We start from the raw sequence: 26,951 nt of genomic DNA, 5'->3' as shown, positions 1-26,951 counted from the left end.
TCAGCCCCTGGCCGCCCCTGGGGCCGGGCTGCTACTTCTCCTCGGCAGCCGCCGCCTGCGGCTCCTCAGCCCCGGACACCTCGGCCTTCGGCTCGTCGGCCTTGGGCGCTCCGGCCTTGGGCTCCGGGTCCGGCTCGACCGCGACGGCGATCTCGGTGATCTCCTCGGCGGCCTCGTTGCGCCACTGCTTCACGGCCTGCTCGCCGTGCTCGGCGACCCTCTCGTACGTCTCACGGGCCTTGACCGCGTACTCGGCGGCCACGCCCACGCTCCGCAACGCGAGGTCCTGGGCGGTCTCGCCCAGCTTCTTCAGGTCGGTGTCGAAGGAGCCGACGACCTCGGTGAACTTCGCCTGAAGGGTGGCCTGCGCCTCCTTGGCCTGCGAAGTCACCTTCTCCTGCACGGCCTTGGGGTCGGTCTGGCGGACCTTCTCGAAGCGCTCCGGCGCCTCGTCGGCGAGCTTCTTGGCCTGCTGCACGGCGAGGTCGGCCGTACCGGCGAAGAAGTAGAGGGGGGTCGGGTCGGTGAGGGTCTTTCGCAGGTCATCGCTGATGGCCATAACTGTGGTCCTCCCGGATCGCATCAGTGTGAGGGTGGCGCTTCACTGCCGGCGCTGCCGGAATCGGCACCGGGGGCGTCCTCGGCCGCACTCTCCGTCGCGTTCTCCTTGCGGAAGGACTCGTAGATCTGGAGCAGCACCTGCTTCTGCCGCTCGTTGATCGAGGGGTCGGCCAGGATGACGGCGCGCGTCTCCAGCTCGTCCCGGTCCTTCTCGTCGAGGATTCCGGCCTGCACGTACAGCGTCTCGGCGGAGATCCGCAGCGCCTTCGCGAGCTGCTGGAGGATGTCCGCGCTGGGCTTGCGCAGGCCACGTTCGATCTGACTGAGGTACGGGTTGGACACCCCGGCCGCATCGGCGAGTTGCCGCAACGAGAGCTGCGCGTTGCGGCGCTGCTCCCGCAGGTACTCCCCGAGGTTGCCGACGTTCAGTGAAGCCATGCCCCCGATGGTGCACCCACCCCGCTAACTTTTGCAAGCACTTGCTTGCAAAAGTGCTCCACACCACTCGGGCGCGAGGTGTGACCCGCAGCGTTGTCGGTGGTGCGTGCCATGCTGGAATGCGTGGATCTGGAGGATTTCGCTCGGCTGCGGCGGGCGCGGGACGCGATGGACCGGTACTACGCGGAACCCCTGGACGTGCCCGCGCTGGCCCGGGTCGCCCTGATGTCCCCGGGGCACTTCTCGCGCAGTTTCCGCGCCGCTTACGGGGAGACTCCGTACAGCTATCTCATGACCCGCCGCGTCGAGCGCGCGAAGGCGCTGCTGCGGCGGGGGGACCTGAGCGTGACGGAGGTCTGTTTCGAGGTGGGGTGTACGTCGCTGGGGTCGTTCAGCTCGCGTTTCACGGAGCTGGTCGGCGAGACGCCGAGTGCGTACCGGGCGCGCTCGCACGAGGACGGGGCGTCGCTTCCGGCGTGCGTGGCGAAAGTGATCACGCGGCCGGGCGGGCGGGTCCGGAGGACGGGCGGCGGACGGAAGTCGGACGGGTGAGAACGGTCAGTTCTGGAGAAGCGGCCGAGGGCTCGTCGCCGTAGCGTCGACGGCATGGACATCACACTCGCTCAGTGCTTCATCGCCGTCGACGACCACGACAAGGCGCTCACCTTCTACCGCGACGCCCTCGGGCTGGCCGTACGCAACGACGTCGGGTACGAGGACATGCGCTGGGTCACGCTCGGCCCCGCCGACCGGACCGGCGGCGTCGAGATCGTGCTCGAACCGCCGCTGGCCGACCCCAACGCCCCCGCCGCCGACCGCCGGGCCATGGCGGAACTGCTCGCCAAGGGCTTCCTGCGGGGAGTCATCTTCTCGACCCCCGACTGTGACGCCACCTTCGAGAAGGTCAGGGCGGCGGGCGGCGACGTCATCCAGGAGCCGATCGACCAGCCGTACGGGGTCCGGGACTGCGCGTTCCGCGACCCGGCGGGGAACATGATCCGCTTCACGCAGGCCAAGTAGAGGCGGGGTACGGGCTACGGCGTGGGCGCGTTCGCACGGGCGCGTCCCGCCAGGGCCACGACCAGGGCCGTCGGCGGCAGGAGAAGCAGCCGGGGGCGAGGAGGGCTACTTGGCGGCTTCGAGGGCCGCGCGCCAGACCGGGCTGTCGACGTAGTGGTTGTCGTACAGCTCCGAGGAGTTCTTGATCTCGTCGGGGCTCGCCTCGCCGCGCACGACGCGGTTGAGGAGGCGCAGGTAGTCGAAGCGGGGCATGCCCGGCGTGAAGACGAAGAGGACGTCGGCCTCGCAGCCGGGTGCGGCGGCGAAGGCGTGCGGGGTGTGCGGGGGGACGAGGAGGAAGTCGCCCGCGTTCAAGGTCTCGACGGTGTCGTCGATGAGGACCTGGAGGGAGCCGCCGATGACGAAGAAGAGCTCCGAGGCCCGGGTGTGGAAGTGGGCGGGGGCGCCGACCGCACCGGCCGCGAAGGTGGAGCGGTAGCTGGTGATCGGGCTGCCGTCCGTGCCGCAGTCGGCGAGGAGGGTCATCACGCTGCTCGGGTCGCTGGTGGTCTCGGCGGTGGCGGCACGGGTGAGGAGGGGGCGGGGGGTTGTGGTGCTCTCCGTGGTGTTCATGTGGACAACTCTAGGGAGCGGAAAGACCCCGCACAGGGTGCATTCCTGAGCCGGTCAGTTGGGTCAATTGAGCCGTCCGCCACGCAGTCCGCGCAGGTCACACCCCCACCTTCGGCCGCACCGCCGCCAGGTACTCCGCGATCGCGTCCCGGTTGCGCTGCATGCACTCCACCCGCGCCTGCATCCGCTCCAGCTCCGTCTCCAGCGTGCTCAGCATCTCCGGCGTGGCGTCCGGGAAGTGGATCGTGCGGGGCTTGTCGAGGCAGGGGAGGATCTGCTTGATGATGCGGGTGGGCAGGCCCGCGTCGAGCAGACCGCGGATCTGGGCGACGCGGTCCACGAAGCGTTCGTCGTACAGGCGGTAGCCGTTGGGCGTGCGCTCGGCGGTGATCAGGCCCTGCTCCTCGTAGTAACGGAGCATCCTGCGTGGGGTGTTGGTGCGCTCGGACAGCTCGCCGATGCGCATGCCGTTCACCGTGTGACTCATGGAGGACCCACCTCACCGATCGTCGCGTTGACCCTCACACGAATGTGAGGGTTCGACCCTACGGGCAGGGGGGCGACACACGCCACAGTGCCGGTTGAGCGCAACGTGCCCAGCCGGGCCGGGCGCCTCAGACCTCAAGCCCCGTACGCAGCTGGCGAAACGCGTCGCCCGCCTCCGCCACCGCCACCCCGTACACCGCGTCCGCGCTCTCGCCCGCCTCGATCCGCCGCCAGTTCTCCAGGGCCAGGACCCTCAGTACGACCCCGATCTGCCCGGCGGCGAGGCGGGCCGGAGCGCCGTCGCCCAGCACGTCCGCGAGCGCGTCCGCCAGCGCCGCCTCCGAGCGGAGCAGGTAGGTGAACAGCCGCGCCTCCAGGCTCGGCGTCCCGTACAGCATCCGCTGGTACGCGAGCACTGCCGCGTCGTCGCACAGCCCCGTGATCGGGTCCCGCGCGGCGAGCCTCTCCAGCAGGTGCCGCTCCAGCGCGTCGAGCGCGCCGACGCCCTCCTCCCGCCCGGCCCGCACCACCCGCGCCGACTCGTCCTCGTGGTCGGCGAACCGGTACAGCGCCAGGTCCTCCTTCGCCGGGAAGTACCGGAACAGCGTCGGCTTCGACACCTCCGCCGCAGCCGCCACCTCCGCCACCGACACGGCGTCGAAGCCCCGCTCCAGGAAGAGCGCGACGGCGGCGTCCGAGATGGCCGCGTACGTCCGCTGCTTCTTCAGCTCCCGCAACCCGCTCACGCCCGGCCCCCCTGCTCGCCCATCTCACCCTGACGGGGACGCGCAGGGCCCACGGGTCGCGCCGCGAGCCGTTCCGCAGGGCGGTCGCCCACGCGGCCCGACCCGCCCGCCCTGTTGCCCTCGGTCACCGTGGCCTCCACCTCCGCCTGCTCCTGCTCCTGCTCCTGCTCCTGCTCCTGCTCCTGCTCCTGCTCCTGCTCCTGCTGACGCTCGACGGCCATCCTAGTTATGCGTAAGCCGTACGCAGTAGCGCGTATGCCATACGCCGCGCCGGAGGGTGCGGGGGGATACCGGGACCCTTCACGGGGTCGGCGGAAGCGGAGGTGCGCCCCGCCTCGCCAGCTGCCACAGCCCGTCGAAGTGCTTGACCCAGTGGTCGACGGTCTCCTCGGCCTCGGCGGTGCCCTCCTTCCGCGAGCGGATGTGGAGGTTGGTGTCGAAGCCCTTGGGATCGTAGATCTCCCGCCGGAGCTGGTGGTGACGCTGGCGGGTGGTCACGTCGTACAGGCCGTGGAGCACGATGTCACCGTTGAGGATGCAGACCTTGTCGCGGGGGATGCTGCGGAAGTGGCGGTACTCGAACCGCGCCTCAACGCGTCCGTCGACGCCGAACTGCTCCGCCAGGCCCTGGAGTTGCTGTTCGTAGTCCTGGCAGGACCGGGCGACCCGCTCGCGGAACTCCCGGTCGTCCAACGGCGCGCCGTCCGGGCCCACCTCGGACGGCACCGCCATCTCCACGCTGAAGTCCGGCACCAGAACGGAGATGGTCACCTTGCGCGTTCGCCGAGGGGCCTCCAGCAGTGCCTCCAGCCGGTGGTAGACCTCGTTGAAGAGGGTCTCCCCGGTGTAACCGATGAAGCGGATACTGACCTCGCGGGCCCGGAACGCCTCCCGCACGTACGGGCCCAGCTCCCGCGAGTTGACCCGGGTCCGCACCTCGGGCCGCTCCCCCGCCCCCACCAGCCCCTTGACCGCGTCGTACAGCACGTAGGCGACCAGGCTGAGCAGGGCTCCGCCGAGGAACACCTTGTCCCGCAGGGCATCGCCCACCGGCTTCGAGAACTGGGCCACCACCCCGACGACGGCCACCCCGAGGAGCGCCACCCGGACCGCCACCGACTCGGCCTTCACCATGTACGCCCGCAGACTGCCGGGCCTCGGAGCGCCTCTGCGCCCCCCACCGTCCCCCGACACGCACCCCACCTTCCAACTGGTCTGCCCAGTAAGGCAGTTCAGTGGATCGGTTGCCCCCCGTCGATGCGCGGGGTCTCATGGTCGCCCTGGGGAAGCGCCAGGGCAAGATACGGGTTCATCACGCGTGCGTGCGGCAGGCCCAGCGAGGCCGTGGCCGCGCGCAGGGTCATCGCGTACGAGTCGACGGCCCGCCGCACGTTCGGGGCGTCCAGGCTCGCCCCCGTGACCAGTCGGTCGAGGTCGATGTAGGCGGAGCGGACGATCTCGATCCAGCGGTACGTGTGCGCGTCCCGCATCCAGTCCTGGACGTATCCGCCGTGCTGGGCACCCAGCAGCCGCACCCAGCGGTTCAGCATCCGGCGCCGGATCTCCTGGCTGTGGGGTGTCAGGTGGAGGTGGCGCATCAAGTCGTAGAGCGGATCCCCCACGACCGCCATCTCCCAGTCGATGAGCACGAGTTGGCCCGGCCGGTCGGACCTGACCAGGTTCCAGGGGTTCAGGTCGCCGTGCAGCAGCACGGGCCTGCGGCGGGTGACCTTGCGGCTGCCCAGGATCTCCTGGAGCCGGTCGGCGGAGGGCAGCCCGAGCACCCCGGCGAGCCGCAAGGACTCCTTGGGCAACCTCCTGACGAGAAAGACGAGTTGGTCGCTCAGCCAGCGGTAGAACCCGCCCGGCGGATCGCAGGGCGTCAGCCTGCCCACATCGACTCCGGTCAGCGCGGCGAGCTGGTCCACCAGGTCGTCCGCCTCGTTCGGGCGGAGCCCGTTCACGGGATGCTCGGGCGGCCGGGCGGCCGGGCCCGCGTAGGAATGGACCGCGAACGCGTCCGACGGCACGCTGATGCCGAGTGCCAGCACGCGGGGCGCGCGCACCGCCTTGATGCCCTCCAGCGCCATCAGCACCGTGGACTCGTCGTTGAAGACGGCTTCCCGGCGGGCCGCCGAGGTCAGTTTGCGCCGTACGACCACCGTCCGCTCCCGCACCCGGACGACGGTGTTGAGGTGCCCGGTTCCCTTGAACACGCACTGCGAGGGGGCTGCCCCCTCCGCCGCGAGGGCCTCCATCACCAGGGGTTCGGAGAAGTCCCTGCTGCTCAGATAGCAGTTGGCCACCGGCTGCTGTTCGGGGTGGGAGCTCCTGCGCACCCGCGCCGCGTACCACCGGTACAGAATGCGCTCGATCTCCGGCACGTCGGGCGGCGTGCCCAGCCGCAGCGGCCGCTCCGCGGCGAGGAGTGCCCCGCGCACCGATTCCGCCGCCGCCCGCAGGCCCACGGGTTCCCTGTCGACGCCCAGCGAGCGGGCCGCGCGCATGACGTCCGGATACACGGACTGGGCCCGTTCGAATTCGACGTAGTGACGCAGGTCCACCTCCATGCCGTTGGCGGCCTCGGGCCGGGTCCCGCGCATGGCCCGGAACCACGCCTGCTTCACCTCGTCCCACTGGTGCGCCGGGTACTTCATCCGGACGAGATGGGTGGCCAGCTCGTGCAACGGGTCGCCGTAACTGGCGAGTTCCCAGTCGACGAAGATCAGTGGCGGATCACCGTGGTACGACACGATCACGTTGTCGCGATGGAGGTCGGTGTGGAGCAGGCTGAACGGACGGCGCACCATGGGCGGCACCCGGTTCGCGAATTCCAGTATCGCCTGCTCCGGAATGCCCAGTGCGGCCAACAGCCCGCCGAACTCGGCCCAGTTGGCCTGCCGGACGGTGCACTCGGTGAGCAGCGCCAGATGACGCAGGAAACTGCGGCTCTGCCCGTCCCGGGGCCAGTCGGCCGGCAGGTCGGGCAGGTTCTCCTTGCGTACCTCACCCATCTGGGACATCAGTCCGGCGAGCGCCTCGATCAGCCGGGAGTCGACCGGCTTGCCGTTCTGGCAGATGCTGGCGAGGGTGACGCCCTCCACATAGCTGTGGACCGCCGAGTGACCGCCCTTGGCCAGGCACTCCGGCACGTGCGGCAGCACGCCCGTGAGCGCGTCGAGGATCTGCGACTCGTCGGGCCAGGTCCTGATCACCACGGGAAGCGCGTCGGGAGCGCGCAGCCGGACGGTGACGGGGGTGCCCGGGTTCCGGTCCACCAGCCGGGCCATGGGTTCGGTCAGGGGCGTCAGGAAGTTGCGGTTGTGGAAGCCCCGCGTCATCTCGCCGTTGCGGATGGCGGCCGCGACGAAGGCGTCATAGACGTGCACCGCACTCGGTTTGGGGACCGGCCGGGTCGAAGCGCGGAGCACTACCGTCGCGGAAAGTTCCACAAGCCGCTCCCGAGCAGGTGCGCAGTGACTGTCAGAGGCGCGTCACATTAGTGGCCCCGCGAGGTTTGAGCGCGGTGGGTTACCCCATTGGCACCGGGTGCGTACGTCGTTGAGATGAACGGGAGGCACTCCACGAGGCACACGCGGCCGACGGCCCGACATGCGTACGGCATCGGGCTGCGGCGGTGGCTCAGCGGACCTCCGGGGAGGCCAGGAGGTCCCAGACGGAATCGAACCACTCCTGGGAGTCCGTGAAGAAGACCGACCCCTGGGAATTCGGGTTCCCGTCCTTCACGTACCGGAACAGCACCGCCCGCAGCCCCAGCACGTCGATGGTGTCCAGCTCCTCGCCGTCGGCCAGCTCGATCCGCCGCTCGACGATCTTGTAGTAGCCCTGGAGCGCGATCGTGCCGTTGAACAGGTAGAGCTTGGAGTGCGGGGTCAGACGCACCCTCCTGATCTCCCACGACATCTCGGGCACCAACCGCTCCCTGCGCAGCCCTTCGAGATTCGTCTTGATCAACTGGCTGTGCAGCGAACTGAGTTCGTGCATGCGCACGGCCAGCCGGTCGTCGCCCGAGCCGTCCTTGGGGCTCGGATACGGCATCGTCATCTGCTCGTCCGGGAGCAGCAGCCGCACCGTGATGCTCCTCGGCGCGATCTCCCCTTCGCGCACGCGCTGCACCTGTTCGGTCAGGTGCCCGCTCAGTGTCTCCGCCGTCAGGCTGAACACGTCGAGGGTGACGTCCTCGGCCCCGAACGCCTCCCGCACGACGGTGCGCAACAGACCCGGCCCCGCCTCCTCGTCCGTGTGGATCCGCTGCACCTTGATGACCCGCGTGCCGCTGCCCTGCCGGGCCTCGATCCAGCCCTCGCTGGCGAGCTCCTTCATCACTCGGCGGATGGTGTCCTTGGAGACTTCGAAGCGCTCGGCCAGCTCCCGCTGGGTCGGCAGCAGGGAGCCGGTGGTGTACGTGCCGTCGGACATGGCGTTCCGCAGCGCCGCCGCGACCCGGCGGAACACCTCACCGCCGCCGTCTGCACCAGGGGGACTCGTCACGAGGGGAACGTACCCTCCGCAGGCCGCTTCCCAACCCAATTCCCGCTCAAACACAGGGAATTGCACCGCCCGCGTTAGTCGATCAGCCCGAATGGAAAGAACCCGGTCAGGTCGATCAGCCCAATTGGACCGAAGGTCGGCCGGAAAGGGACGATTCTCATGAACTTCCTCATGCTGCTGGCCGATTCACTGGCCCAGTTCCGCGAGGGGCAGGTCTTTCTGCTCGGCCTGATCGTCGGGCTCCTGATGCTCAACCAGAAGCGCCACCGATGAGCCCCAGCACCTCGCCCAACGAGTCCACCACCACCTCTGCGCCCGCTCCCAGCAGCCTTTCCGTTCTGCGCGCGTCCTTCGCGTAACCCAGGAAGACGACTCCCGCGCGCCGGGCCGCGTACAGGTCCGACGGGGTGTCCCCGATCATCAGGGACTTGGCGGGGTCGGCGTTCAGCGCGCACAGTGCCCTGTTCAGGCAGTCGGGGTCCGGCTTGAGGCGGTCCAGGTCGGCGGTCCGGCCGTAGATGTGGCGGTCGAAGCAGGGGGCGAGGCCGCGCCTGTGGACGTAACGCTCCGCCGCGCGGGGGGAGTTGTTGGTCGCGATGGCCAAGGGGATGCCCAGCGCCGACCATTCACGTATGAGGTCGTCGACGTACGGGGTCGGGGCCGCCGTCGCGGCGGCCCTCAGTTCCTCGTCGGTCAGGGCCGCTTCCAGCTCGCGCACCAGCCGGGACGCGGGGTGGCTGTCGCCGATCGCTCTCAGTACGGCGTGCGGGTCCTGGCGGTCGTCCTCGGACAGCGGCACGGCGTGCCCCCTGCGGGCGAGCCAGGCGATCAGCCGGTCCGCGATGTCGTGCGCGCGGTGTTCGGCGAAGAGCCCGCAGATCGGGCCGTCGAAGTCGAAGAGTACGCAGGTGGCGCCGGTAATCGCCTGTGCCGCCCGCTCGATCACCGGCGCCGCCTGTTCGAGGTCTGTGGTTTCTGGGGTCACTAGGAGAGTGTCAGGTCCGACGTGATGGTGTTCCAGAGTGCGTCGAACCAGTTTGCGGATTGTTCGACGAAGGCCCGGTCGCGTCCGCTCGTCTCGGAGTCGAAGGCGAAGAGCACCGACTCCGCGCCCAGCGCGTCGTACATCTCCAGGTTGACGTCCTCGATCACCTCGGGTCGCCTGGCGACCCGGTAGTACGCGAACAGGGCCTCCGAGCCGTTCAGCACGTACAGCTTCAGCGGCGGCGTGAAGGGGAGGGCCCGGAAGGTGACGCTCACGTCGATGCCGTGGGAGCGGGACAGGGACCTCAGGTTGTTCCTGAGGACCTGGCCCTGGGAGTTGCGCTGTTGCAGCCAGCGTTCATGGACGAGTCCCGCTTCGCTCGGCTCCACGCCCTTGGGGAAGGCCAGGGTGATGCTGCGGGCGGGCAGGAGAATGCGCACCGTGATGCTGGTCGGCTTCACCCGGTTCTCGTGCACCAGCCTGAGCGGCTCCGCGATCGCCAGCATCAGCGACTCCGACGTCAGACTCAGCGTGTCGATCGTGACGTCCTCCGCCTCGAACGCCCTCGTCAGCCGAGGTCCCAGCGCGCTCACCGTCGGCTGCGGCTGCCCGCCCTCCGGGTCCCCCTCCGCCACCACAGGAGATCTCGAAGCCACCCTCGCCGGAGCCCCCCGCGTCGCCTCCGTCAGCAGGCCCTCGCCGTGCAGGATGCGCAGGGCCTGCCGGATCGTGCCCCGCTCCACGCAGAACTCCTCGGCGAGCCTGCCCTGCGTCGGCATCGGCTCGCCCGCCTTGATCTCGCCTCTTCGGATGCGGTCGCGCAGGGTGTCGGCGACTTCCCTGTACGTCCGCTTCCTGCCGTTCCCTGAACTGCTCACGTCGCTCACGACACAACGCTACAACTGCGCGCCATCTAACGGGAGTTGTCGCCATGTTGTTTATGGATCGCGACCAAGTGGGGACAACTTCATTGAGTTGGTTGCTACTTGGCAAACTTGGCTGAGGCAGCGTCGCCTCCCCGCCCCACTCGTCCCGCCAACCGCTCCACCGCTCATCCCGAGGGAGGGACCCCATGCCTGCTCTGCTGCTGCTCTCCGCCGTCCTCGTCATTGGATTCGAGAAGTTCGTCGAGTGGCGCTACGGGGCCGCCGGCTCCATCGGCCTGCTACTGCTCGCCATCGGGGCCAAGGCCAAGAGCCCCGCCTGCGCCAGTGTCGGCGCGACCGTCCTGACGGTCTCCGTGATCGCCCCCGCCGCCCCGTAGCGGGAGCAGAGGCGGCAGGAGCGGAGGCGGCAGGTGCGGCCGGCTGCCGAGGGGGCCGGGTGCACCGCGTACGGCTACCTGGCCGCCAGGTTGAGGTCCTGGCTGATCGTGTTCCAGATCGCGTCGAACCACAGCTGCGACTGCTCCACGAAGGTCCCGTCCCGCTGGCCGCCCGTCCGCTGGTCGAAGGGGAAGAGCATCGACCGCGTGCCCACCGTGTCATACATCTCCAGGGGCTCGTGGTCGTCGAACTGCTCCTTCTGCTTCGTGATCATGTAGTACGCGAAGAGAGCCTCGGAGCCGTTCAGCAGGTACAGCTTCACGGGCGGGGTGAAGGGGAGCGCCCGGAAGGTGACCTTCACGTCGATGCCGTGCGTACGGCGGAGATTGACCAGGTTGTGCCGCAGCACCTGGCCCTGCGCGTTGCGCTGCGAGAGCCAGCGGTGGTGCAGGCGGGCGTCGCTGCCGTCCGCGACCGGCGTCGGGAAGGCCAGGTCGATGTCCCGGCTCGGCAGGAGCACCCGCACCGTCACCCTGGAGGGTCTGATGCGGCCTTCGTGCACCATCCGCAACGCCTCGCCGAAGCCCAGCGTCAGCGACACCGCCGTCAGACAGAGCGCGTCGATCTCCACGTGGTCCGCCTGGAACGCCTCGGTGATGCGGGAGCCCAGCGCCACCATCGTGGGCTGCGGGGGAGCCGCCGCGTTGGTGGCCAGGGCGGCGGGTGCGTCGCCCGCGACCGTGGCGGGCGACCCCTTGGTCACGTTCGTGAGCAACCGCTCCTCGGCGAGGATACGGAGCGCCTGGCGCACCGCGCCGCGTTCCACCTCGTACTCCTGAGCCAACTGGGCCTGCGTGGGCATGCGGTCCCCCGGACGCAGCTGCCCGGCCCTGATCCGGGCCCGCAGCGCATCGGCCACATCACGGTGCGACCTTTTCCGACCGTTCACGGCGGCGCCGACTGTGCTCACAACCAGAACACTACAACTTCACGCCATCTAACGGGAGTTGTTGGCGAACCTGGTTAAAGGTTCTTGGTGCATGGGGACAACTTCAGAAGAGTTGGTCACCAACTCGGCGAAGGTGGCGGGGTGTTCGGGAAGCTGGCCGTTCTCCGGCCGCAGCCCGACCAGCGCACCGCCACCCTCGACCAGTGCCGGGACCAGCACTCCCACGGCCTCACCATCCCGACCACCCCTTGGAGTGATCCCCATGCCCGTCGTCGCACTCCTCACCATCGGCGCCTACTTCCTCGGCGAGATGGTCCAGCAGAAGTTCGGCCTGCTGGGCGTCGCAGCCGTCGGCTTCCTGACCGTCGGCGTCAAGACCAAGAACACCGCCTGCATCAGCATCGGCGCCGTCGCCCTCGCCGTGCTCGGCCAGTCGGCCCTGAACTAGGCCCTGCGACTGGTCCCACCGCACGTCCCACCACAGGTCCCCGCCACACGTCCCGCCACACGTCCCGCCCAAGACCCCTAGAAGATGTCCGGGCACCACGGCTGACGAGCCGTCCGGAACAGCCCGTCCACCCGGGCCGCCGCCCCGTCCACCGCCTCGGACACCTCACCCAGCGCCGCCATCCGCACCGCCGACCGGCCGCCCAGATACAGCGCCCCCAACTCCCGTACATCCAGAGCGAGTTCCGCCTCTTCGGCAGTCGGCACGCACGTCGCGGTCCCCGCCTCGGAGACCTCCAGCCGGAAGCGTCCGCCCGCAAGACCCATCCGGTCCGCCACCTCCAGCACCACCGACCCGCTCCTCTCGTACGTCCTGGCCTCCAGAGCCGACGCGACGTCCAGGACGCGCACCCACAGCCAGTCCGCGGACGTCACCACGCGCGCCGCACGCTGGTCCGGCAGCAGGTCGGGCAGCAGGTCGTCCTGCGCGCGGTAGCCGGTCCGCACCTTCGCCACCCAGTCGATCGAGCACAGGTAGTGCCACAGCGCGCGCTCGGCGTCCGGGGTGACGGCGTTGAGCGTGCTCACGCTCACCGTGTTCACCGGCTGCTTGCCGTCGCCCCACTTGTCGTCGGCCCGGTAGACGGCCAGACCCTCCACCTGCCCGCCCCGCTCGGCCGGTGCCCGGTAGACCACGAAGAAGGCGGGCGTGTACGGCTCGAAGGAGTACGAGGTGAGCCCCGTGCGGTTCTGCCACCATGCCTCGTTGCGGTCGATCGCCCCGCCCTGCGCGGCCCGGAAACGCTCGTGCAGTTCGGGGCCGAGCTTGCGGATCTCCTCGCCGTCGACGAGGTCGATCCGCCCGCCGCACTCGGGCCGCGACCAGTTCGGGTCGAGCCCGGTGCGGTGCGTGTCGATCTCCCACACGTTCACCGAGGTCGCGTGCCCGAAGCCGTACCGCCCGTAGATCGGGTACTCGGCGGCGATCAGCGTCGCCACCACGTCGCCCCGCTCCTTCGCCTCGGCGAGGTCCGCGCGGATCATCCGGCTGAGCAGCCCGCGCCGCCGGTGCGTCGGCGAGACGGTGACGCTGGAGACGGCGTCCGCCCGCACGAAAGCGCCCCCCGGCACCGTGAGCTGCTGTTCGAAGGAGCGGTACGTGGCCACGCACCGCCCCTCGTCGAACGCGCCCCGCGCCCGCCCGAGGTCCAGGCGCGACAGCCGCAGCGCGAGGTCCTCCTCGCTGCACGGAGTCGCCGTCAGGAAGCCGGTGTTGTTGGCACGCGCCCAGTCAGGGACGTCGGCCTCGGTCAGGGTGCGTACGTCGATCCGGTCCGCGTCGGCAGCAGCGGGTACGGGAGCAGGGGCAGCAGCGGAGGCGGAAACGGAGGAAGCGGGGGAAACGGGGGTGGCATGGTCACTCATGCCCCCACGCTAAGCACGCCCCGCTCAGAATGTCGCGCGGATTTCGCCGACCTTCACCGGGCCCCCGAGCAGCGGCGCGTCCCCGATCCTGGCCACCACGTCACCGTCCACGCCCAGCAGCCCGAGCGCCCTGGCCAGCACGGGCCCGAGCGCCCGCCCGGCCCCGTCGTCGATCTTGAAGGCGAGCGCCCTGCCGTCCGGCAGCGCCATCGCCTGCACCGCCTCCGCGCCCATCTTCGACAGCGCGCCCGGCACCTCCCGCATCAGCCACGTGTCGGGCCGCCGCGTCCCCGCCACGTACTCCGGGTGTGCCCGCATCGCGTCCGCCACCCGGCGCTCCGGGCTGCCCTCGTCGGCGGTCACGAAGTACCGGAAGGCCCGCGCCAGACCGACGAGGCTGATCGCCATCAGCGGCGCCCCGCACCCGTCCGTGCCGACGGCGGTGACCTTCTCCCCCGCCGCCCGCTCCACGCACTCCAGCACGAGCCGCTGAAGGGGATGCGCGGGGTCCAGGTACGAGCCCGTGTCCCATCCGTTGAGCCCGCACGCGGCGATCATCGCGGCGTGCTTGCCCGAGCAGTTCATGGTGACCCGCGCCCGCACCTGCCCGGCCGCCAGGTACGCCTCCGCCTCGACGGGGTCCAGCGGCAGGTCGGGCGGCGTCTGGAGGTCGTCCTCCGTCAGCCCGTGCTCGCTGAGCATCTTCCGTACGAGATCGAGCTGGAAGCCCTCCCCCGAGTGGCTCGCGGCGGCCAGCGCCAGCCGCTCGCCCGACAGCTCCAGGCCCGCCCGCAGCACGGCGGCGGCCTGCATCGGCTTGTTGCTGGAGCGGGGGAAGACGGGCGAGGCGACGTCGCCGAGGGCGAGCTCCACGCTGCCGTCGGCCGCGAGCACCACCAGCGAACCCCGGTGATGGCCCTCGACGAAGCCGGATCGGACGACTTCGGCGAGAACCGGGGGTATGACGGAGGTGGCGGCGGGGGCGGTGGAGGTCGTCATCGTCGACAAGGGCCTTCCGGACGGGGACCCGCCCCCCGTCGGCCGCCCCCGGGCGTCCGCCGCGCTCTCACGCGCGGTTTCGCCCGGTCACGCCCTCAATGGAGCAGATCGTCTACTTGTGCTTCGCCCTCACGGTACCTGCGGGCGATCTCCGCACTGCAATCGTCCGCGGTCCGCTGGAGGGCCTGCCGCTGCCGGGAAACCTGCTGTTCGTAGCCGATCAGGCGGCCCATTCCCGCATGCAGCTCTGCGTCCGTCCGGGCGTCGAGGTCGGACAGCTCGACCTCCGCGAGCATGTCGGCGGCCAGCCGCCGGTACTCCTCGCTGCGCGGCGTCGACAGGGTGACGTGCCGGGCGGAGGACCGGTGGCTCGACGGACTGTCCGCGAGGATCTCCGAGAGCCGCTCCACCACCGGTGTCTTGGGCCCGCCCCGCCGCCCCAGCTCGGCGCGCAGGATGTCGATGCGGCCGTGCAGCAGCCGCCGTACGTAACTCAGGTCGGCCTCGTCGCGCTGCGCGCCCTGGCGCAGCGCGCGCAGCTCGGGCAGGCCGAGGATGCCGAGGTCGTTCGGTGGAAACGCCGGGAGCGCGTCGTGGACGCCCTGCACGGTGCGCTGGCCGGGCGCCGGCACCGTACCCACGCCGCCTGCGGCTGCCGCCGCTTCCGCTGTCTGCATCGGTACGGGACCGGGCGGCTGCCCGGCGCCAGAAATGCTCATGAGTGTCCGTCCCCTCGAACGGTGCGGCGCACCGCCTTGTCACGCATCGTGCCACTCATGCCGCTTCCCACGCAGGCACACTGCACCCGTATGGCCCTTGCAGACCGGGGCTTTCTGCGAGCAGGGCATCATGGTCGGCATGCGAGCTGTGGTGCAGAGAGTGGACGGCGCGAGCGTCGTGGTCGGCGGCGAGACGGTCGGGGAGATCGTCGGCGAGGGCCTGTGTGTCCTGGTGGGAGTGACCCACGAGGACACCCCGCAGCAGGCGGCGCAACTGGCCCGCAAGCTGTGGTCGGTGCGGATCCTGGAGGGCGAGAAGTCCTGTTCCGACGTGAACGCCCCGCTCCTGGTGATTTCACAATTCACTCTGTACGGGGACGCCCGCAAGGGCCGCCGCCCCACCTGGAACGCGGCGGCTCCCGGCGAGGTCGCCGAACCGCTGGTCGACGAGGTCGTCACACAGCTGCGGGCGCTGGGCGCGACGGTGGAGACGGGCCGGTTCGGCGCGGACATGCGGGTGTCCTTGACGAACCACGGCCCGTTCACGGTGCTGCTGGACGTCTGAGAGCCGTACGAGAACTCCCTACGGCTCTACGACGACCTCCTGAGCCGCCGCCGTGTCCCCGGCCATCAGCTCGGCGTCGACGGCCACGTTCCGCTTCACCAGGGCCAGGGCGATCGGCCCGAGCTCGTGGTGGCGTACGGACGTGGTCACGAACCCGACCTGCCGCCCTTCGGGCCCGTCGGCGGCCACCCTGACGGGCGTCCCGGACGGCGGCAGCAGCACCTCGCTGCCGTCCAGGTGCAGGAAGACGAGCCGCCTCGGCGGCTTCCCCAGGTTCTGGACGCGGGCGACGGTCTCCTGGCCCCGGTAGCACCCCTTCTGGAGGTGCACGGCGCTCCCGATCCAGCCGAGCTCGTGCGGGATGGTCCGGTGGTCGGTCTCGAACCCGAGGCGGGGCCGGTGCCCCTCGACGCGCAGCGCCTCGTACGCCAGCACGCCCGCCGCGGGCCCGTGCTCGGCCGCGAACTTCTCCAGGTCGCCGCGCGGCAGGAACAGGTCCCGCCCGTACGCGGTCTCCCGTACGACGACGCCGTCCGGGACCTCGGCGATGGACCCGGCGGGCAGCCACACCACCGCGAACGCGTCGGTGCGGTCCTGGACCTCGACCCGGTAGAAGAACTTCATGCTCTCCAGGTACGCGATCAGCTCGCCCTGCGTACCGGGCTCGACGTGGATCCAGACGGTCTCCCCGTCGTCCACCAGGTACAGCGCGTGCTCGACGTGCCCGTTCGCCGTCAGCACCAGCGCCTCGGTGGCCTGCCCCGCCGGCAGTTCCGTCACGTGCTGCGTGATCAGCAGATGCAGCCAGCTCAGCCGGTCGGACCCGGTGACGCCGACGACTCCCCGGTGCGAGAGGTCCACGAAGCCCGTTCCGCCCGCGAGTGCACGTTGCTCACGGAAGAGGTCGCCGTAGTGCGCGGCCACACCCGCGTCGCGTCCCTCGGAGGGAACGGCGCCGGGCAGGGAGAGGAGGGGGCTGCTCGGTGAACTCTGCGAACCCTGTGAACTCGGTGAATTCGACTGCATGCACCCAGCCTACGACTCGGCTCCCGAGCCCTTCTTCGCCGAACAGGCCGCGCACCTGCCAAAGATCGCGAAGTGTTTCATATCGGTCTCGAACCCGAACTCGCCGCGCAGTTTCGCGATGAACTCCCCCGCGACCTCGACGTCCGCCTCGATGACGTCCGAGCAGTCCCGGCACACCAGATGGAGGTGGTGGTGCCGGTCGGCGAGGTGGTACGTCGGCGCCCCGTGCCCCAGGTGCGCATGGCTGACAAGACCGAGCTCCTCCAGGAGCTCCAGGGTCCGGTACACCGTCGAGATGTTGACCCCCGACGCCGTCCTGCGCACCTCGACGAGCAGGTCGTCGGGCGTCGCGTGCTCCAGCTTGTCGACGGCTTCCAGCACAAGCTGACGCTGCGGCGTCAGCCGATAGCCGCGCTGCCTCAGGTCGCTCTTCCAATCGGTGCTCACCACGCCACCCAGTCTAGGCAGCGCGGCGAGCTTCCGTCCCTGTCGTGTGCTCTACCGGAAGAACGCGATGCCGTCGTCCGGCAGGTCGGGGAGGTTCTTGGCCATCGCCTCGACCTCTTCCGGCGTGACGGTCTTCTTCAGGTGCGCCGACATGTACGGGCGCAGCTCGACCTCGGGGGTGGCCTTCTCGCCGACCCACATCAGGTCGCTCTTCACGTACCCGTACAGGCGCTTCCCGCCGGTGTACGGGCCCGAGGCGGCGGTCCGCGCCACGGCGTCCGTCACCAGGTCGATCTGCGGCTTCTGCTGGGCCAGCTCGCCGTACCAGATCTCGACGACGCCGGTGTCGCGGGTCATGACGACCTCGACCTTGCGGTCCTTGTCGATGCGCCAGAAGCCGGACTCGGTCTCCAGCGGCTTCACCTTCTCGCCCTCGGCGTCGAGGATCCAGGAGTGCGACACGTACTCCAGGAAGTCGCGGCCGTCGTGGCTGAAGGTGACTTCCTGGCCGAAGTTGGCCTTCTCCTGGCCGGGGAAGTCGGTGACGCCCGCACCCGTCCACTTTCCGAGGAGGAAGACGAGGGGGACGAGGTCCGGGTGGAGGTCGGACGGAATCTCGATCATGAGGGGCTCAGGCGATCTGTGTGGAGGGTGACCGGTACGGGTTAGCGCTGGCCCTGGTAGAGCTTCTTCACGGTCAGACCGGCGAAGGCGAGGACGCCGACGCAGACCAGGACCAGCAGGGCGGAGAAGACTGCCTCAAGCACGGGGTGCTCCTTGGGATGAGCGAGGTGTGAGTTACGGGCCGGGCCCCAGCTTAGTCCGCCGGGGTCGGGCGCTCTCGGTGAGGTTGGTCGCCTTAGGCTGCCCGCATGGCGAAGAAGCTCGTGATCAAGGTGACCGCAGGGGCCGACGCCCCGGAGCGGTGCTCGCAGGCGTTCACCGTGGCGGCGGTGGCGGTGGCCAGTGGGGTGGAGGTGTCGCTGTGGCTGACGGGTGAGTCGGCGTGGTTCGCGCTCCCGGGGAAGGCGGCGGAGTTCGAGCTCCCGCACTCCGCTCCCCTGCCGGACCTGATCGAGTCCGTCCAGGCGGCCGGGACCATCACCCTGTGCACCCAGTGCGCGGTGCGCCGCGACATCGGCGAGAAGGACGTCCTGGAGGGCGTGCGGATCGCCGGGGCGCAGGTCTTCGTCAGCGAGATCATGGCCGACGGCGTGCAGGCCCTCGTCTACTAGCGCTCTACTACTGGCGCTCTACTCCCGCTTGTGGCGGCCGTCCAGCTCGTCCCACCAGTCGTCGGACCGCCGGTCCCCGGTCGTCTCGTCCCTCCCCCAAGCTCTCGGCTTCGCTTGAGCAGGGGGTACCCCCTCCCGGTCTCCCGGGCCCTTCCGGTTCGCGACCATCGCCGCGAAGGGCGGGATGGCGGCGGCCACCACGCACATCGCGACCGCGACGGGCACCGACCACAGCCGCACGAACGCGCACGCCGTCACGAAGAGGACGAGGCACGTCCCCATCATGAGGAAGTAGCCGCGGCGGCGTCGCGCGTACATGCCTCCACAGTACGTCCGGGGGCCGGGAACGCGGCAAGGCCGGAGAGCCGCACCCTTCGTCACAGGTAATGGCGTCCAACCCCCTGTGGGTGCGGCCCTCCGGCCGGTATGCGTGCCACGGCGCTGCGCCGGAGTCCGGCGGACGGAGTCCGGCGCAGCGGGCCGAAGCCCGGGAGGCGCCCCGGCGCCGAGCGGTGCGAGGGGCGCGTGAAGAGTCAGACCGCGATCGCTACCTCTGCCAGGCCGCCCGGCTGGGCGACGACCGTGCGGTCGGCCGTGCCGCCCGGGACCAGGGCGCGGAGCGTCCAGGTGCCCTCGGCGGCGTAGAAGCGGAACTGGCCGGTGGCCGAGGTGGGGACCTCGGCGGTGAACTCGCCGGTCGAGTCGAGGAGGCGGACGTAGCCGGTGACCGGCTCGCCGTTCTTGGTCACGCTGCCCTGGATGGTGGTCTCACCGGGCTTGATCGTCGAGGCGTCCGGGCCGCCTGCCTTCGCTCCACACATGTTCGCTGTCCTTAGGGGTTGAGGGGCAGGGTTACTTGTTGGCGCCGAGCTCGATCGGGACGCCGACCAGGGAGCCATACTCGGTCCACGAGCCGTCGTAGTTCTTGACGTTGGAGACGCCGAGGAGCTCGTGCAGGACGAACCAGGTGAGGGCGGAGCGCTCGCCGATGCGGCAGTACGCGATGGTGTCGCGGGCCAGGTCGACCTGCTCGGCCTCGTAGAGGGCCTTCAGCTCGTCGTCGGACTTGAAGGTGCCGTCGTCGTTGGCGTTCTTCGACCACGGGATGTTGCGGGCCGAGGGGACGTGGCCCGGGCGCTGCGACTGCTCCTGCGGGAGGTGCGCGGGGGCCAGGAGCTTGCCGGAGAACTCGTCGGGCGAGCGCACGTCGACCAGGTTCTGGTTGTCGATGGCCGCCACGACGTCGTCGCGGTAGGCGCGGATCGACTCGTCCTGCGGCTGGGCCTTGTAGGAGGTGGCCGGGCGGGACGGGATCTGCGCGCCGTCGACCAGGTCGCGGGAGTCCAGCTCCCACTTCTTGCGGCCGCCGTCGAGGAGGCGCACGTCGCCGTGGCCGTACAGCTTGAAGTACCAGAAGGCGTAGGAGGCGAACCAGTTGTTGTTGCCGCCGTAGAGGACGACGGTGTGGTCGTTCCCGATGCCCTTCTCGGAGAGGAGCTTCTCGAAGCCCGCCTGGTCGATGAAGTCGCGGCGGACCGGGTCCTGGAGGTCCTTGGTCCAGTCGATCCGGATCGCGTTGCGGATGTGGTTCTTCTCGTACGCCGAGGTGTCCTCGTCGACCTCGACGAGGGCCACCTTCGGGTCGTCCAGGTGGGCCTCGACCCAGTCGGCGTCGACCAGTACGTCGCTGCGGCTCATGTGTTTCTCCTCCGGGGCAGTTACGGGGGGATACGTCCGTGGGGAATGCGGGTGGCGCGGGGTCCTGAGGGGTGCGCGTGGGTACGGCGGCGGGGCCGCGGGATACGGCGGCGCACGGTGCGGTACGGCGGAGCGGGTGGCGCGACTCGCCCTGGGAAAGCGGGAGTTGGGGCTACGAGGCCCGACGGGTCCCGCTCAGACGGCGCGGCGACAGAGCATGGCGGCGACGCGGCACAGGTCTACTGCCCGCCGCTTCGTGAGGTCCGCCTGTCGCTTCTGCATGGGTCCGATCGTAGGGACGTACAGGTGGGCGTGTCACCGGTGTGTCAGATCGTGAGACAAGAATGTTCGGTGGGTGGGATGAGCGAAGGGGCCGGGAGCGTGCTCCCGGCCCCTCGTCCCCCTTGTGCGCCCGGCGTCCTGCGGAGTGGACCGTTCCGTCTCGGTATCCGGCCAGGCGGGTCCTCACCGGCCAGGTGCACGTTTCTCAACCGGCCAGGTGCACGTTCGTGCCGCTGACGGAGATCTCCATGCCCGTCTGCACCGGAGTGACCTTGTCGAGCTTCAGGCCGTTCGGCAGGCCGCCGATCGGGCGTTCGAAGTCGATCTTCTTGCGGATGATGCCTTCGAGGCCGGGGATGCCCTGCCCGGGGACCTCGTCGGCGCGTACCGCGATGGACCTGCCGCCGTTCTTCAGGCTGACGGTCGACATGACGCTGCGGGTGAACTCCCGGCCGAGGACCGAGGCCGTGCCGGTCACCTTGACCTTGCCGTTCCCGCCGTACGCGAGCTTCACGTCCTTGTCGCCCGCCGCGCGCGTGAGGTCGTCGTACGAGATCACGGCGGTGCCCGTGGCGCGGGCGGCGGTGGCGGAGGTGAAGCTGCTGTTGAGGACCACCTCGTGGAGTTCGGCGGTCATCTTGCCCACCGCCAGCTTCTTGCCGTCGGCGCTGGCTTCGAGGCCGTCCATGGTGACGTCGACCTGTTCGAGTTCCTTGCCCAGGACCTGGGTGAGGAACGGGAAGCCCTTGATGTCGACCGTCGGCTCGGCCGAGAGGCCCTGGCTGGTGCGGACCTTGGAGGCGACCTCGTTCTCCGCGTAGTTGACCGCGAAGCGGTCCGCGGCGACGAAGATGCCGCCGAAGACCACCGCCAGGATGAGAAGTATTCGTATCGCGCGCATGACTGGTGTTCCCCCACCCGCATTCGTCGGCCCCGTACTGACGGTGAGCCTAACCGGTGGGGTTCACACCCTTCACTGTGTCACCACGTGCGCGGTCGTCCGCCCGGTCAGGCGAAGGCCCGGCCCAGCAGGTAGACCGCCGGGGCGGCGGCCGTCAGCGGGAGCGCGACGCCGGCCGTCATGTGCACGAACTTCGACGGGTAGTCGTAACTCGCCACCCGCAGCCCGACCAGCGCGCACACTCCCGCCCCGAGCCCGATCAGCGCCCCGCCCGAGCCGATCCCGTTCACCCCGCCGACCGCGATGCCGGAGCCCGCGGCGGCCAGCAGCGCCACGGCCACCGAGGCGATCGTCGGCAGCGGCAGCGCGCGGGCGACGACCGCGACGGCGACCGCGATCCCGCCGACCGTCATGGCCTGGGGGCTCGCCGCCAGGTGTCCGGCGGCGACGACGGTGAGGGCGGCCGTCGTGACCCCGGCCGTCAGGGCGTACATCCGTTCGTCGGCGGGCATCCCGTTGCGCAGGTGCAGTACGACCGTGAGCAGGACCCAGATCCCGAGCGTGCCCAGGATCGCGGCGGGCGCGTGCAGCCCCTCGACGGCCAGGATCGCGACGTCCGCGACCACACCGCCGAGGAAGGCGAGCGCGATGCCCTGCCGGGCGGGCCACATGCCGTTCAGCCGGAACCAGCCCGCCGCCGTGACCGCCTGGAGCAGCACGACGGGGACCACCAGCGCGAACTGCCCGAAGACCGCCGCCCCGGCGAGCAGCGCGGCCAGCACCGCCGTGATCAGGGCGGGCTTCGTGCCGGGCTCTATGATCGGCGACCGCCCTTCGGCGCGGGCCCGCTGGGCGTCCGTGATCCTGGCGTTGCCGCGGGTCGCGGGGGAGCTGTAGGCGGGGGCCGGAGCCGGGGGGATGTCGTACGGGGCGTGGGCCTGCCCGGTTCCCTGGGTGCCCGTGGCGGGCCGGGGCGGCTCGGGCTGCTGGGCCGGGACCTCGGGCGGGAGGGGCTGGCTGCCGGTGGGCTGGCTGCCGTACGAGCCGTAGGAGGGGTTCTGGCCGTACGAGGGGCTCTGGTCGTACGAGGGGTTCTGGCCGTAGGAGGGGCCGGAGGCGTTCTGCGGCGGGAGGTAGGCCGTGTCCGCCGCCGCGTTCTGCGGCTGGACCGGCTGGACCGGCTGGTACTGGGTGTCCCAGGTCTGGCCCTGCCAGGTCTGCGTGGAGTACGGGTCCTGCGCCGCCGGGGCCGGGCCCTGGGGCGGCTGGTACGGCTGCTGCGCCTGGGCCTGGGGGTCCGGATATGCCTGGTCGCCGTACGAGGAGCCGTACGGGGAGGGGGGCTGCTGCCCGGTCCCGTACGCGTCCTGGCCGTACTCGCCCTGCGGCGGCGGCTGCTGTCCGTACTGCTGGTTCTGCTGGTTCTGCGGGTACGGGTACTGCTCGTTGCTGTGGTTGCTCATGGTCTGGGGTTCACCCTCCTGCGAACGGCGGGAGCACCTCGACCGTGCCGCCGTCGGCCAGCCGTACCGTCCCGTGGTCACGAGTGCCGACGGGGTCGCCGTCGATCAGGAACGAGCACCGCTGGAGGACTCGCGTCAGCTCCCCGGGGTGCCGTTCGCGGACCGCGTCCAGCGCCTCGGCGAGGGTGTCCGCCGCGTACGGCTCCTCGGCGGTGCCCGCAGCGGCCTTGGCCGCCGCCCAAAAGCGGATGGTTCCCGCTGCCACAGCGGCACTCCTCTCGCGCGACGGCCGACGCGCCCCGGGAGTTCCGCGGGCCCGTCAGCCGTACCGGCTCGTCAGCTGCCCATCATGGGCCATCCGCCGCACCCCGGTAGAACCGGCGGGCCGGGGGCGCCGGCCGCCACCATCGCGTCGGCGCTCGCGCGGGGGTGCGCTTCCGTGCGCCCCCTTTGCACCGATGCGTACGAAGGTCCGTACAGCGCGCCGTGCCGGAGCACCACCGAGCTGCCCAGGTCCAGGACCTCGCCGTACGGAGCGTGGTGCGCCGGGTCTTGGGAGTGATCAAGGGAACAGGGAGCGTGCCTTTCCGGTGGGCTATTCTGCTGGGCAGAGGACTCGGGCAGCGTTGCCCCCGGGTCCTTTTGTGCTTTCCGGAAGACCTAAAAACCTCGGAAAGAACAGGGCAAGAGAGCAGGAAATCGGGCACGTCGGACCCCTGGGCGCGGGGGGCGGCAGCCTAGAACGCAGTACGAAGCAGTGCCGTAAACGCCCCCAAGCTCCACAGGGAGCAGGGGGGACCCCCTCCGCAGGGACCGAGGAGGAACCGACGTTATGGGCGAGCGAACCGTGCACCAACCGAAGACGAAGATCCGGCGAGCAGGTGGGGCGCGATGAGCTCTCTGCTGCTCCTCACCAATGCCCTCCAGCCGTCGACGGAGGTGCTCCCCGCGCTCGGCCTGTTGCTGCACAGCGTGCGGGTGGCCCCCGCCGAGGGCCCGGCGCTCGTGGACACCCCGGGCGCCGACACCATCCTGATCGACGGCCGCCGCGACCTCCCGCAGGTCCGGTCGCTGTGCCAGCTGCTGCGCTCCACCGGCCCCGGCTGCCCGCTGATACTGGTCGTCACCGAGGGCGGTCTGGCCGCCGTCACCGCCGACTGGGGCATCGACGACGTACTGCTCGACACGGCGGGTCCGGCGGAGGTCGAGGCGCGGTTGCGCCTGGCCATGGGCCGCCAGCACCTGGCCGTCGACGACATCCCCACGGAGATCCGCAACGGTGACCTGTCGGTGGACGAGGCGACGTACAGCGCGAAGCTCAAGGGGCGGGTGCTGGACCTGACCTTCAAGGAGTTCGAGCTGCTGAAGTACCTGGCGCAGCACCCCGGCCGGGTCTTCACGCGGGCACAGCTCCTCCAGGAGGTGTGGGGCTACGACTACTTCGGCGGGACGCGCACGGTCGACGTCCACGTCCGGAGGCTGCGCGCGAAACTCGGCGTCGAGAACGAGTCCCTGATCGGGACCGTCCGCAACGTCGGCTACCGCTTCGTCGTGCCGGAGAAGGCGGAGAAGGCGGAGCCGAAGCCCTCGCCCGAGAAGCAGCAGGGCAGCCGAGAGGCGGAGAAGGCCCGCGCTCGGGCATCGGCTTCGGTCGAGCGGGGCGGGTCGGCGTAGAGGGTGTGGGGCGGGTCCGTTCCGGACGTGCGGGGCGGGTCCGCTCGGGGCGGGCGGGGCGGGTCTGCTCAGGGCGTGCGGAACAGGTCCGCTCGGGGCGTGCGGAACGGCTCGGTGGTTGTCGCCCGACCGGCGGAATCGCCCGTACCGGAGTAAGTCGGCCGTTCCTTGGGACGACCGGCCTGTGCCCTTGTCTCTCCGCGTAGACTTCCGCGCGTGGCCAAGGTGACGCGGGACGATGTGGCACGACTGGCGGGGACTTCGACCGCGGTCGTCAGTTACGTCATCAACAACGGACCCCGGCCGGTCGCCCCGGCCACGCGCGAGCGTGTCCTCGCCGCGATCAAGGATCTGGGCTACCGCCCCGACCGGGTCGCGCAGGCGATGGCCTCACGCCGTACGGACCTCATAGGAATGATCGTGCCGGACGCCCGGCAGCCGTTCTTCGCCGAGATGACGCACGCCGTCGAACAGGCCGCCGCCGAGCGCGGAAAGATGGTCCTCGTCGGCAACTCCGACTACCGCAACGAACGCGAGATCCATTACCTGCGTGCCTTCCTGGGCATGCGCGTCTCCGGCCTCATCCTCGTCAGCCAGGGCATGAGCGAGAGCGCGGCGGCGGAGATCGACGCGTGGGACGCCCGGGTGGTGCTCCTCCACGAACGCCCGGAGGCGATCGACGACGTCGCCGTCGTCACGGACGACGTGGGCGGCGCGCAGCTCGCCACGCGGCATCTCCTGGAACACGGTCACGAGTACGTCGTCTGCTTCGGCGGCGTCGAGTCCACCCCCTCCGTGGGCGACCCGGTCGCCGACCACGTCGAGGGCTGGCGGCGGGCGATGCACGAGTCGGGGCGCTCGACCGAGGGCCGCCTCTTCCAGGCCCCGTACGACCGGTACGCCGCGTACGAGGTGGCGCTCGGCCTCCTCTCCGGACCCGACCGGCCCCCCGCGATCTTCTGCTCCACGGACGACCAGGCCATCGGCGTGCTGCGGGCCGCTCGCGAACTCCGCATCGACGTGCCGGGGGAGCTGGCGGTGGCGGGCTTCGACGACGTCAAGGAGGCGGCGTTGACGGACCCGCCCCTCACGACGATCTCCTCGGACCGGCCCGCGATGGCCCGCGCGGCGGTGGACCTGGTCCTGGACGACGGCCTCCGGGTGGCGGGCTCGCGCCGCGAACGCGTGAAGCAGTTCCCCTCGGCCCTGATCGTCCGCCGCTCCTGCGGCTGCGGGTAGCCGGTGCCGGGGTTCGCCTGCGGCGGGGCCGACGCCACTACCGGGGGCTACGCCCCTCGCCCCCTGCACGGGCTGCGCCCGCGCGTCCTCGAACGCCGGACGGGCTGATTCCTTACATCGGGCATACGGGAATCTGCCGGGCTTCTTAAGCGCCCCTCAGACGGTTCTCATACTGCGAGCCCAAGCTCATGAGCATGACGACCGAGACCCCCCGCCCCAGCGGCGAGCAGCCCGAGCCCAGCCAGTCGCAGACCCCGTACGCCCAGTACGCCGGGTTCCCCCCGCCTCCGGCCCACGCCCCCACCGCGCAACGCCGCCGCGCCGGTCGGCCCGTCGCCCTGCTCGCCGCCGTCGCGGTCGTCGCCGCCACCTTCGGCGGAGGAGCCGCGTACCTCACGCAGAAGTACGCGGGCGACGACACCACCGGCGTCAACAGCGCGGGAGCCCCCGGCAGCAACGTCTCGCAGTCCAGCATGGGCACCGTCTCCGGCGTCGCCCAGGCCGTCGGCCCCGCCATCGTCGAGATCAGCGCCCAGTCCTCCGCCGGTGCCTCCACCGGTTCCGGCGTCATCATCACCGCCGACGGCGAGGTCGTGACGAACAACCACGTCGTCGCCGGAGCCGACACCGTCAAGGTGACCCTGTCGACCGGCAGGTCGTACACCGCCAAGGTCGTCGGCACGGATCCCGACAAGGACCTCGCCCTGCTCAAGGTCCAGGGCGCGCCCAAGCTCCCCACCGCCAAGCTCGGCAGCAGCAAGGACGTCAAGGTCGGCGACGAGGTCGTGGCGATCGGCTCCCCCGAGGGCCTCTCCGGCACCGTCACGAGCGGCATCGTCTCCGCACTCGACCGGGACGTCACGGTGTCGAAGGACGAGCCCCGCCAGCAGCAGCGCGGCGGTGGCGGCGGCTGGCCCTTCGAGTTCGGCGGCGAGCAGTTCAACGGCGACACCGGCCAGTCCAAGACCACCTACAAGGCCATCCAGACGGACGCCTCCCTCAACCCCGGCAACTCCGGCGGCGCCCTCATCAACATGCGCGGCGAGATCATCGGCATCAACTCCGCGATGTACGCCCCGAGTTCGGGCGGGCAGAGCGCTTCGGGCAGCGTCGGCCTCGGCTTCGCGATCCCCGTCGACACCGTCAAGGCCGACCTGGACGGCCTCCGCAAGGGCGGGTCCGGCGGACAGCAGGACGCCCCGCAACAGCAGGAGCAGCGCGGCGGCGGCCTCATCGGCGGCCTCGGCGTGTAGCGCC

General features: G+C 70.5%; 35 protein-coding genes. 9 read left to right on the top strand and 26 right to left on the bottom strand.

Annotated features, from left to right (window positions below):
* Positions 1-31 precede the first annotated feature (31 nt).
* On the bottom strand, positions 32-559 hold the full coding sequence (locus tag OG897_RS02675; protein ID WP_266652495.1) for a hypothetical protein: 528 nt from the start codon (positions 557-559) through the stop codon (positions 32-34).
* A gap of 23 nt (positions 560-582) precedes the next feature.
* Positions 583-999, bottom strand: coding sequence for a helix-turn-helix domain-containing protein (locus tag OG897_RS02670; RefSeq protein WP_266652493.1), 417 nt, complete (start codon positions 997-999; stop codon positions 583-585).
* Between the two features lie 123 nt (positions 1,000-1,122).
* On the opposite strand from OG897_RS02670, the gene OG897_RS02665 reads away from it, so the two are divergent.
* On the top strand, positions 1,123-1,551 hold the full coding sequence (locus OG897_RS02665) for a helix-turn-helix domain-containing protein (RefSeq protein ID WP_266652491.1): 429 nt from the start codon (positions 1,123-1,125) through the stop codon (positions 1,549-1,551).
* A gap of 54 nt (positions 1,552-1,605) precedes the next feature.
* Positions 1,606-2,019 (top strand): VOC family protein, encoded by a 414-nt coding sequence (locus OG897_RS02660; protein WP_266652489.1) that lies wholly within the window; start codon positions 1,606-1,608, stop codon positions 2,017-2,019.
* Positions 2,020-2,124: 105 nt separating this feature from the next.
* Here the strand turns inward: OG897_RS02660 and OG897_RS02655 are convergent, their stop codons facing one another.
* The 9 genes from OG897_RS02655 to OG897_RS02615 all read right to left on the bottom strand — a co-directional run bounded on the left by OG897_RS02655 (position 2,125) and on the right by OG897_RS02615 (position 10,247).
* A complete protein-coding gene (locus OG897_RS02655; protein WP_266652487.1) occupies positions 2,125-2,631 on the bottom strand; it encodes a cupin domain-containing protein in 507 nt (168 codons plus the stop codon).
* A 97-nt stretch (positions 2,632-2,728) separates the two neighbouring features.
* Positions 2,729-3,097 carry a MerR family transcriptional regulator gene (locus tag OG897_RS02650; protein ID WP_266656508.1) on the bottom strand — a complete coding sequence of 123 codons (369 nt, stop codon included), beginning with the start codon at positions 3,095-3,097 and terminating at the stop codon, positions 2,729-2,731.
* Positions 3,098-3,245: 148 nt separating this feature from the next.
* Positions 3,246-3,863: a TetR family transcriptional regulator gene (locus tag OG897_RS02645; RefSeq protein ID WP_266652485.1), complete on the bottom strand. Its 618-nt coding sequence runs from the start codon at positions 3,861-3,863 to the stop codon at positions 3,246-3,248.
* The gene (locus OG897_RS02640) at positions 3,860-4,084 is read right to left on the bottom strand and encodes a hypothetical protein (protein WP_266652483.1); all 225 of its coding nucleotides are present in this window, start codon (positions 4,082-4,084) and stop codon (positions 3,860-3,862) included. Before OG897_RS02640 ends, OG897_RS02645 begins: the two co-directional genes overlap by 4 nt.
* 79 nt (positions 4,085-4,163) lie before the next feature.
* Positions 4,164-5,057 carry a hypothetical protein gene (locus tag OG897_RS02635; RefSeq protein WP_266652481.1) on the bottom strand — a complete coding sequence of 298 codons (894 nt, stop codon included), beginning with the start codon at positions 5,055-5,057 and terminating at the stop codon, positions 4,164-4,166.
* 38 nt (positions 5,058-5,095) lie between these two features.
* Entirely contained in the window at positions 5,096-7,252 is a 2,157-nt protein-coding gene (locus tag OG897_RS02630) for an aminoglycoside phosphotransferase family protein (RefSeq protein WP_323187968.1), read from the bottom strand.
* A gap of 253 nt (positions 7,253-7,505) precedes the next feature.
* Positions 7,506-8,375 carry a GntR family transcriptional regulator gene (locus OG897_RS02625; protein WP_266652479.1) on the bottom strand — a complete coding sequence of 290 codons (870 nt, stop codon included), beginning with the start codon at positions 8,373-8,375 and terminating at the stop codon, positions 7,506-7,508.
* A gap of 250 nt (positions 8,376-8,625) precedes the next feature.
* Positions 8,626-9,360: an HAD family hydrolase gene (locus OG897_RS02620; protein ID WP_266652477.1), complete on the bottom strand. Its 735-nt coding sequence runs from the start codon at positions 9,358-9,360 to the stop codon at positions 8,626-8,628.
* Positions 9,360-10,247: a GntR family transcriptional regulator gene (locus OG897_RS02615; protein ID WP_266652475.1), complete on the bottom strand. Its 888-nt coding sequence runs from the start codon at positions 10,245-10,247 to the stop codon at positions 9,360-9,362. Before OG897_RS02615 ends, OG897_RS02620 begins: the two co-directional genes overlap by 1 nt.
* A 185-nt stretch (positions 10,248-10,432) precedes the next feature.
* Between OG897_RS02615 and OG897_RS02610 the strand changes: the two genes are divergently transcribed.
* Entirely contained in the window at positions 10,433-10,624 is a 192-nt protein-coding gene (locus OG897_RS02610; RefSeq protein WP_266652473.1) for a hypothetical protein, read from the top strand.
* A 74-nt stretch (positions 10,625-10,698) separates the two neighbouring features.
* Here OG897_RS02610 and OG897_RS02605 read toward each other — a convergent pair whose 3' ends face one another.
* Positions 10,699-11,595, bottom strand: a complete 897-nt coding sequence (locus OG897_RS02605) for a winged helix-turn-helix domain-containing protein (RefSeq protein WP_266652471.1) — start codon at positions 11,593-11,595, stop codon at positions 10,699-10,701.
* A 27-nt stretch (positions 11,596-11,622) separates the two neighbouring features.
* On the bottom strand, positions 11,623-11,799 hold the full coding sequence (locus OG897_RS02600; protein WP_266652469.1) for a hypothetical protein: 177 nt from the start codon (positions 11,797-11,799) through the stop codon (positions 11,623-11,625).
* A gap of 37 nt (positions 11,800-11,836) precedes the next feature.
* On the opposite strand from OG897_RS02600, the gene OG897_RS02595 reads away from it, so the two are divergent.
* Positions 11,837-12,022, top strand: a complete 186-nt coding sequence (locus OG897_RS02595; protein ID WP_266652467.1) for a hypothetical protein — start codon at positions 11,837-11,839, stop codon at positions 12,020-12,022.
* Positions 12,023-12,099: 77 nt separating this feature from the next.
* Here OG897_RS02595 and OG897_RS02590 read toward each other — a convergent pair whose 3' ends face one another.
* The 3 genes from OG897_RS02590 to OG897_RS02580 all read right to left on the bottom strand — a co-directional run bounded on the left by OG897_RS02590 (position 12,100) and on the right by OG897_RS02580 (position 15,164).
* Positions 12,100-13,446 (bottom strand): GNAT family N-acetyltransferase, encoded by a 1,347-nt coding sequence (locus OG897_RS02590; protein WP_266652465.1) that lies wholly within the window; start codon positions 13,444-13,446, stop codon positions 12,100-12,102.
* A 24-nt stretch (positions 13,447-13,470) separates the two neighbouring features.
* Positions 13,471-14,445, bottom strand: coding sequence for an asparaginase (locus OG897_RS02585; RefSeq protein WP_266652463.1), 975 nt, complete (start codon positions 14,443-14,445; stop codon positions 13,471-13,473).
* Between the two features lie 95 nt (positions 14,446-14,540).
* Positions 14,541-15,164 (bottom strand): ABC transporter substrate-binding protein, encoded by a 624-nt coding sequence (locus OG897_RS02580; protein ID WP_266652461.1) that lies wholly within the window; start codon positions 15,162-15,164, stop codon positions 14,541-14,543.
* Positions 15,165-15,303: 139 nt separating this feature from the next.
* Here OG897_RS02580 and dtd point away from each other — a divergent pair, with 139 nt between their 5' ends.
* Entirely contained in the window at positions 15,304-15,729 is a 426-nt protein-coding gene (dtd, locus tag OG897_RS02575; protein WP_266652459.1) for a D-aminoacyl-tRNA deacylase, read from the top strand.
* 18 nt (positions 15,730-15,747) lie between these two features.
* On the opposite strand, the gene OG897_RS02570 is transcribed toward dtd, so the two are convergent.
* The 3 genes from OG897_RS02570 to OG897_RS02560 are packed head-to-tail and all read right to left on the bottom strand — an operon-like array spanning position 15,748 to position 17,826.
* Entirely contained in the window at positions 15,748-16,755 is a 1,008-nt protein-coding gene (locus tag OG897_RS02570; RefSeq protein ID WP_266652457.1) for a folate-binding protein YgfZ, read from the bottom strand.
* Positions 16,756-16,764: 9 nt separating this feature from the next.
* Entirely contained in the window at positions 16,765-17,205 is a 441-nt protein-coding gene (locus OG897_RS02565) for a Fur family transcriptional regulator (RefSeq protein ID WP_266652455.1), read from the bottom strand.
* A 48-nt stretch (positions 17,206-17,253) separates the two neighbouring features.
* On the bottom strand, positions 17,254-17,826 hold the full coding sequence (locus OG897_RS02560) for an FABP family protein (RefSeq protein WP_266652453.1): 573 nt from the start codon (positions 17,824-17,826) through the stop codon (positions 17,254-17,256).
* Between the two features lie 248 nt (positions 17,827-18,074).
* Here OG897_RS02560 and OG897_RS02555 point away from each other — a divergent pair, with 248 nt between their 5' ends.
* Positions 18,075-18,437 (top strand): DsrE family protein, encoded by a 363-nt coding sequence (locus OG897_RS02555; protein ID WP_266652451.1) that lies wholly within the window; start codon positions 18,075-18,077, stop codon positions 18,435-18,437.
* Between the two features lie 18 nt (positions 18,438-18,455).
* On the opposite strand, the gene OG897_RS02550 is transcribed toward OG897_RS02555, so the two are convergent.
* The 7 genes from OG897_RS02550 to OG897_RS02525 all read right to left on the bottom strand — a co-directional run bounded on the left by OG897_RS02550 (position 18,456) and on the right by OG897_RS02525 (position 23,046).
* Positions 18,456-18,755, bottom strand: a complete 300-nt coding sequence (locus OG897_RS02550) for a DUF3099 domain-containing protein (protein WP_266652449.1) — start codon at positions 18,753-18,755, stop codon at positions 18,456-18,458.
* Between the two features lie 215 nt (positions 18,756-18,970).
* On the bottom strand, positions 18,971-19,258 hold the full coding sequence (locus OG897_RS02545) for a DUF1416 domain-containing protein (protein ID WP_266652447.1): 288 nt from the start codon (positions 19,256-19,258) through the stop codon (positions 18,971-18,973).
* A 31-nt stretch (positions 19,259-19,289) separates the two neighbouring features.
* Positions 19,290-20,135, bottom strand: a complete 846-nt coding sequence (locus OG897_RS02540) for a sulfurtransferase (protein ID WP_266652445.1) — start codon at positions 20,133-20,135, stop codon at positions 19,290-19,292.
* Positions 20,136-20,330: 195 nt separating this feature from the next.
* Positions 20,331-20,417 (bottom strand): putative leader peptide, encoded by an 87-nt coding sequence (locus tag OG897_RS40960; protein ID WP_353963751.1) that lies wholly within the window; start codon positions 20,415-20,417, stop codon positions 20,331-20,333.
* A 205-nt stretch (positions 20,418-20,622) separates the two neighbouring features.
* A complete protein-coding gene (locus OG897_RS02535; protein WP_266652443.1) occupies positions 20,623-21,318 on the bottom strand; it encodes a DUF2993 domain-containing protein in 696 nt (231 codons plus the stop codon).
* A gap of 107 nt (positions 21,319-21,425) precedes the next feature.
* The gene (locus tag OG897_RS02530; protein WP_266652441.1) at positions 21,426-22,781 is read right to left on the bottom strand and encodes a hypothetical protein; all 1,356 of its coding nucleotides are present in this window, start codon (positions 22,779-22,781) and stop codon (positions 21,426-21,428) included.
* 10 nt (positions 22,782-22,791) lie between these two features.
* Positions 22,792-23,046 (bottom strand): MoaD/ThiS family protein, encoded by a 255-nt coding sequence (locus OG897_RS02525; RefSeq protein WP_266652440.1) that lies wholly within the window; start codon positions 23,044-23,046, stop codon positions 22,792-22,794.
* Positions 23,047-23,672: 626 nt separating this feature from the next.
* Between OG897_RS02525 and OG897_RS02520 the strand changes: the two genes are divergently transcribed.
* From OG897_RS02520 to OG897_RS02510, 3 genes are all read left to right on the top strand, one after another.
* On the top strand, positions 23,673-24,455 hold the full coding sequence (locus OG897_RS02520; protein WP_266652438.1) for a response regulator transcription factor: 783 nt from the start codon (positions 23,673-23,675) through the stop codon (positions 24,453-24,455).
* A 216-nt stretch (positions 24,456-24,671) separates the two neighbouring features.
* Complete coding sequence (locus OG897_RS02515) at positions 24,672-25,694, top strand: LacI family DNA-binding transcriptional regulator (RefSeq protein WP_266652436.1); 1,023 nt, start codon at positions 24,672-24,674, stop codon at positions 25,692-25,694.
* 188 nt (positions 25,695-25,882) lie between these two features.
* Positions 25,883-26,947, top strand: coding sequence for a S1C family serine protease (locus OG897_RS02510; RefSeq protein ID WP_266652434.1), 1,065 nt, complete (start codon positions 25,883-25,885; stop codon positions 26,945-26,947).
* Positions 26,948-26,951: the final 4 nt, after the last annotated feature.

It is taken from the genome of Streptomyces sp. NBC_00237 (assembly GCF_026342435.1).
Lineage (GTDB): Bacteria > Actinomycetota > Actinomycetes > Streptomycetales > Streptomycetaceae > Streptomyces.
The sequence above is the reverse complement of the archived record's forward strand: the minus strand, read 5'-3'. Positions and strand labels throughout refer to the sequence as shown.